5 protein-coding genes and 1 pseudogene are annotated in these 4,647 nt (G+C 66.3%); 3 read left to right on the forward strand and 3 right to left on the reverse strand.

Annotated features, from left to right (window positions below):
* On the reverse strand, positions 1–277 hold a 277-nt coding region (locus EP26_RS29880), incomplete at its 3' end, for an IS5/IS1182 family transposase (protein ID WP_043344907.1).
* A gap of 52 nt (positions 278–329) precedes the next feature.
* Here EP26_RS29880 and EP26_RS29885 point away from each other — a divergent pair.
* Entirely contained in the window at positions 330–1,562 is a 1,233-nt protein-coding gene (locus EP26_RS29885; protein ID WP_043344909.1) for a 3'-5' exonuclease, read from the forward strand.
* 77 nt (positions 1,563–1,639) lie between these two features.
* Here EP26_RS29885 and EP26_RS34250 read toward each other — a convergent pair.
* Positions 1,640–2,158: pseudogene (locus tag EP26_RS34250) on the reverse strand (DUF72 domain-containing protein); the annotation flags it as partial.
* Between the two features lie 573 nt (positions 2,159–2,731).
* Between EP26_RS34250 and EP26_RS29895 the strand changes: the two are divergent.
* Together EP26_RS29895 and EP26_RS29900 are read left to right on the forward strand one after the other, a co-directional pair.
* On the forward strand, positions 2,732–3,424 hold the full coding sequence (locus EP26_RS29895) for a ParA family protein (RefSeq protein ID WP_052389869.1): 693 nt from the start codon (positions 2,732–2,734) through the stop codon (positions 3,422–3,424).
* Positions 3,421–4,173, forward strand: coding sequence for a hypothetical protein (locus EP26_RS29900; protein WP_043344912.1), 753 nt, complete (start codon positions 3,421–3,423; stop codon positions 4,171–4,173). The genes EP26_RS29895 and EP26_RS29900 overlap by 4 nt, the downstream gene beginning before the upstream one ends.
* Before the next feature lie 199 nt (positions 4,174–4,372).
* On the opposite strand, the gene EP26_RS29905 is transcribed toward EP26_RS29900, so the two are convergent.
* Positions 4,373–4,647 (reverse strand): transposase (locus EP26_RS29905; protein ID WP_043341292.1); only part of this gene is annotated, 275 nt, incomplete at its 5' end.

Here is a 4,647-nt window from a genome sequence, read left to right on the forward strand (position 1 = left end):
AGTTTGGCACAGTCCAATCAAGGCCGGTCAGCCGCAGGAGGCTCTCGACGAAGCCAGTCGTCTGGCGCAGCGCCATGCCGAACAGCACCTTCATGGTCAGGCAGGTCTGGACAGCAGCATCGCTATAGAGGGGCTGTCGGCCCCGTTTACCGGTCGGCGCGGCTTCCCAGGTCATCTCGCGATCGAGCCAGATCGTTAGCGAGCCGCGTCGCTTGAGCCCGTCGCTGTAGGCAGGCCAGTTCCTGGTCTTGTAAGTCGGCGGTGTCGGTCTGCTCATGCCGTCCAGCTATCACGCTGGATTCACGAGATGAATCCCCCTCAGGCCATTTGTGCAACAGAGCCGGTCGACCCCGACGATCCTGCGCGCCGCCAATGCCATCGCGGCCGAGGACCCGGAGGCGCTACCAAAGATCCTGCGCCCAGCTGACCCGAAGGCGCCGCCCGGGCCCTCGATCACCATCCGGGAAGCACCGATAGCGGAGGATGAGGGCCGCGGTGCCTTGGCCTGGCTGCAGGCGCTGCGGCGACGACAGCCGGAGCTGCTCTGGCGCAAGTGCGCGGTGCTGGTCCGGGCTGGCTTCGTGGCGGAACCGATCCTGGCCGCCCTGCGCCAAGCGGATGTGCCGGTGCGGCTGGTCACAGACCGGGAGCCGGAACCTCCAAAGGAGGTCTTGGCCACGATGGCCTGGCTGCGGTTGGCGATGAGCCGTAGCCACGGCGGCAAGCTCGGCGCCGATGTTTGGGATCCCGCCGCTGATGATGCCTTCCGCCGTGCCTGCGCCTTTCCGGCGCGCGGCATCGGCGGGGCTTTGTTCGGGCGGTTGCGTGAGCACGCCGCGGAGCGGGGTTTCGCCCTGGCCGCGGCCGTGGCGACCCTGCCTGCCACACCGGCGGAGCGGCAGGGGCTTGAGGCCGTGCTCGGCGTGGCTGGCGAGATCGCGGACGGTGTGGCCCGCAAGACGCTCGGCCCGGCTGATGCGCTGCGGCTGGCGGCCGAGGCCAGTGAGATCGCGGAGCGGCTGGGCCTGGACGGCAAGCTCGGTCATGCCTGGACGGTCGCGCTGCGGGCAGCTGAGCAGGCCGGCAGCGTAGCGGCTTACTGCGACGGGGCAGCGCTCGGTGCCATGCCCGGCGAAGCCGAGCCCGCCGACGCCGTGCAGGTGCTGACGCTGCACCGGGCGAAGGGGCTGGAGTTCGACCACGTGCTGCTGGCCGGGCTCGAGGAGGGCGTCTGGCCGAACTGGCAGGCGGAGCAGCGGGGCGCGATCGCCGAGGAACGCCGGCTCTTCTATGTCGGCGTCACCCGCGCCCGGCATTCGCTACAGCTGAGCTGGGTCCGGCAACGCCGCGGCTGGGCCGGCAAGCCATCACGCTTCCTGGCCGAGATTCCGAAGGCGTTGACCGAGGCCGGCGCAGTGTCAGGGCGATTCAAAGGTTCCAGGCCGGCCAGCCGCACGACGGCCGTTCAGCCGACGCGGCCGGTGAAGCCACCCTCCCAAGTCGAGACGGACCGGTTGGTCGCTGAGTTCACGGCCCGCAAGGCGGCGAAGGCGTCGCGGTGACGTCTTGCATGCCGGCGCCCGCGTTCGGTCCATCATACGGCCGGTTCGGGTAATCCTAGCGACACTCCGACGCCAGGTCAAACCGTTTCGGATTTTACCACCAACGCATCGTGTGTGGCTGCCCCTTCGGCCGTATTGTCGAAGATGCACCAGACCTCCACGTTGAGGCTGGAGAGTCGGTGCCGCAGCCGGTCGAGATAGGCCTGTGGATAGGGCGAGTAGTACATGCGTGGCGAGCCGTGCAGCCGAAAGTAGGTCAGCGCCTGCCATCCACCAGGCTCGGCGGCGCGCGGGACCGGTGCCGGATCGGCGGCGACGCGCGCTACGCGGTGCTCAACCAGCACCGCATCGACCTCGTCAGTGAACCAGCTTGGGTGCCGCGGCTCGCAGGCCAGATCACCGGCGAAGCTGGTGCGCAGATGCCGAAGGAAATCGGCTACAAGATCTTGTTGAAAGACCAAGCTGGGTGGAAGCTGGATCAGCAGGGGCCCAAGCTTGGGTCCAAGCAGGCGGACCTCCTCCAGGAACCGCGCTAGCGGCTCTGCGGTGTTGGCGAGCCTTCGGGTGTGTGTAACTTCTTTCGGGATCTTCACAGCAAAACGGAAGTCGGGCGGAACACTGGCGGCCCAACGCTCATAGGTGCTGGCCCGATGCGGCCGCTAGAAGGACGAGTTGATCTCGACAGCTGGAAGCCGCTGGCTATAGCGCTGGAGATGGCTGCCTTCCTTAGGAAAGCGATCAGCTTGCGCTGCCGGGATCGACCAGCCAGCCGTTCCAATCCGCGGTGTCTTCGGCATCTCGTTCATTAAGGGGTTACCCCGCTGCTGCATGAGCCGAAGGTTGGTGATGGCGCATAGGGGTTAGACGCGCAGACAACACGGTTTCATCCGATCTGGGTCAAGCAACGCGCGGCCCATGCAGCGTCTCCTCTAGCTGGTGCAGGTGTGAACCTATATGGTCGCAGCGCCCTTCGTATGCGCCGGGCTCTAGGTGCTAGAGGTGACGCTGGCGCTGGCTGCCCTGAGGACAAAGCCGCTCGCCGCCCGTGAACGTATGATCCAGTTTGACATGTCTAATTACAGCTTTCTATCCCACGCCTTCACGTGATCGTGGACACGGCGCAGTAAGGAAATGTATTGCGGCTCCGGAAGTTAAGGGGGGATCGAGCGATGCCGCAGGCCGCCGCGCGACAGCGCGCCGTAGAGGCGAAGGAGACGCGCTGCCGTGTCTTATTGATCAGCAGCCCGAAGGGCGGGTCTGGCAAGTCGGTGCTCAGCCGCCACATCCTTGTCAGCGCAGCACAGGCGGGCATCAACGCGATCGGGCTCGACTTCGACCGGCAGCAGACGCTGCTGAAGTGGGCGGCGCGGCGCGCTCGCACGCGCGAGGCCTTCCCAGACTTCGCAGATACGCTCGTCGAGCCCGTGTCGCTTGGTGACTGGCGCGGTGCGCTGCGCCGGACGGAGGGCTACCGGCTCGCCGTGCTCGACACGCCGCCGAGTGTAGAGGATCACCTGCCGGCGATCGACGGCCTCGGTGAGGCGGCCGACTTGATTCTAATTCCTGCCGTTTGTACGCAGGACGATGTAGAATCCGTTGCCCCTTGGGTGAAGGCGCTGACCGGCAAGGGCTTCACGACCTCAGTCGTCTTGAATCGCGCCAACCGCCGGACGACAAGCTACGCGCGAATGCGTGGGGTCCTGGTGAAGGCAGGTTCGGTCTGCCCGACAGAACTGCCACAGCTGGAGGACATCCACGTGCCCTCCACAAAGGGGCTGACGCTCCTGGACTACTCGAAGTCGCGTGGGATCGAGCCCTTCGAGGAGATCTGGGCCTACGTGCGCCGGGAGATGAAGCTGTGAGCTCGGCGGTTGGAAAGCGATCGAAGGCTGCGCTGAAGGCGTTTCTCGCGGCGGAGGAGGACTCCGCGACTGAGGTGGCCGTCGTTGACCCAAGGGCGGTCGAGCTCCGCTCGCTCGGTGCCGAAGACCCGGCCACGCTCCAAGCCATCCGCGAGGTCTTCGCCGGCACGAGCCTACCTGACGACCAGGAGAAGGTCCGCCGCATTCTCCGCACCCGCAGCGAGATCCAGAAGGAATGGGGCGACGCCCGAGATTCTTTCCTCGCCATAGGCCGGGCACTGATCTCGCTAGAGTCCGAGCTGACGAAGGCCGAGTTTGCGCGTCTGCGACACGGCACGGAACGCCTCTTCCCGTTCTCCGATGCTACGGCAACGCAGCTCCGCCAGATCGCGCGCGCCGTGGACGGGGGGCGAATCCCTGTGACCGCCTGCCCGGGCAGCTACGGCACCGCCTACCAGATCACGTTGCTAACCGAGCCACAGCTGCGTGTGGCGCGGGAGAGAGGGTTGATCCGCGCCGACGTGACCCGGCGCGAGATCATGCAGCTCCGCCGGGAGGTGGCGGCCGATGGGGCTGAGCCGCCACCTCCTGGGCGCCTGGACCGGGCGCGGCTGCGTGAGGAGCGGGCCCGGCTCGGTGAACGGCGCACGCGTTTGGCCGAGGAGTTAGCAATGGTGGATCGCCGGATCGCGCAGATCGACGAGCTGCTGTCGCCGGTGATCGACGGTGAGGCTGAGACGGTCGGTTAGGCCTGCGCCGCAGGGTAGGGAAGGGGAGTGCGCTTCCGCCGTCCCCGCCCCTGGACTCTGGCGGGAGACTGGCGTGCGGGATTTGTGAGAAGAGCTGAAATTCCAGGCGAGGCTGGACTTTGGCGGGACGGTTAGACTGAAGTTTCCCAGAGAGTCCTCCCGAGACTGGACTCTGCCGGGGCTTAGAGTCCATCCGGGATCATTCTGTTCTCTGACATAGCCTTCGAAGCATACGTCGGACGGAGGCCCATTGCAGGAAGGCAAGCGCGCGACGGTTCAGGCACTCCCAATCCTTGGCCAATCGTCGGCAGCGGTTGAGCCAGGCGATGGTGCGCTCGACGATCCAGCGCTTCGGCAGCACGACGAACTTGCGTAACTCGGATCGCTTGACGATCTCCAGGTTGATGTGGCGGCAGGTCGCGCGCAGCCCGGCCTGGAAGTTGGCGCCCTGGTACCCGCCATCGGCGTAGAGCT

The organism is Belnapia moabensis DSM 16746 (assembly GCF_000745835.1).
GTDB classification, from domain to species: domain Bacteria; phylum Pseudomonadota; class Alphaproteobacteria; order Acetobacterales; family Acetobacteraceae; genus Belnapia; species Belnapia moabensis.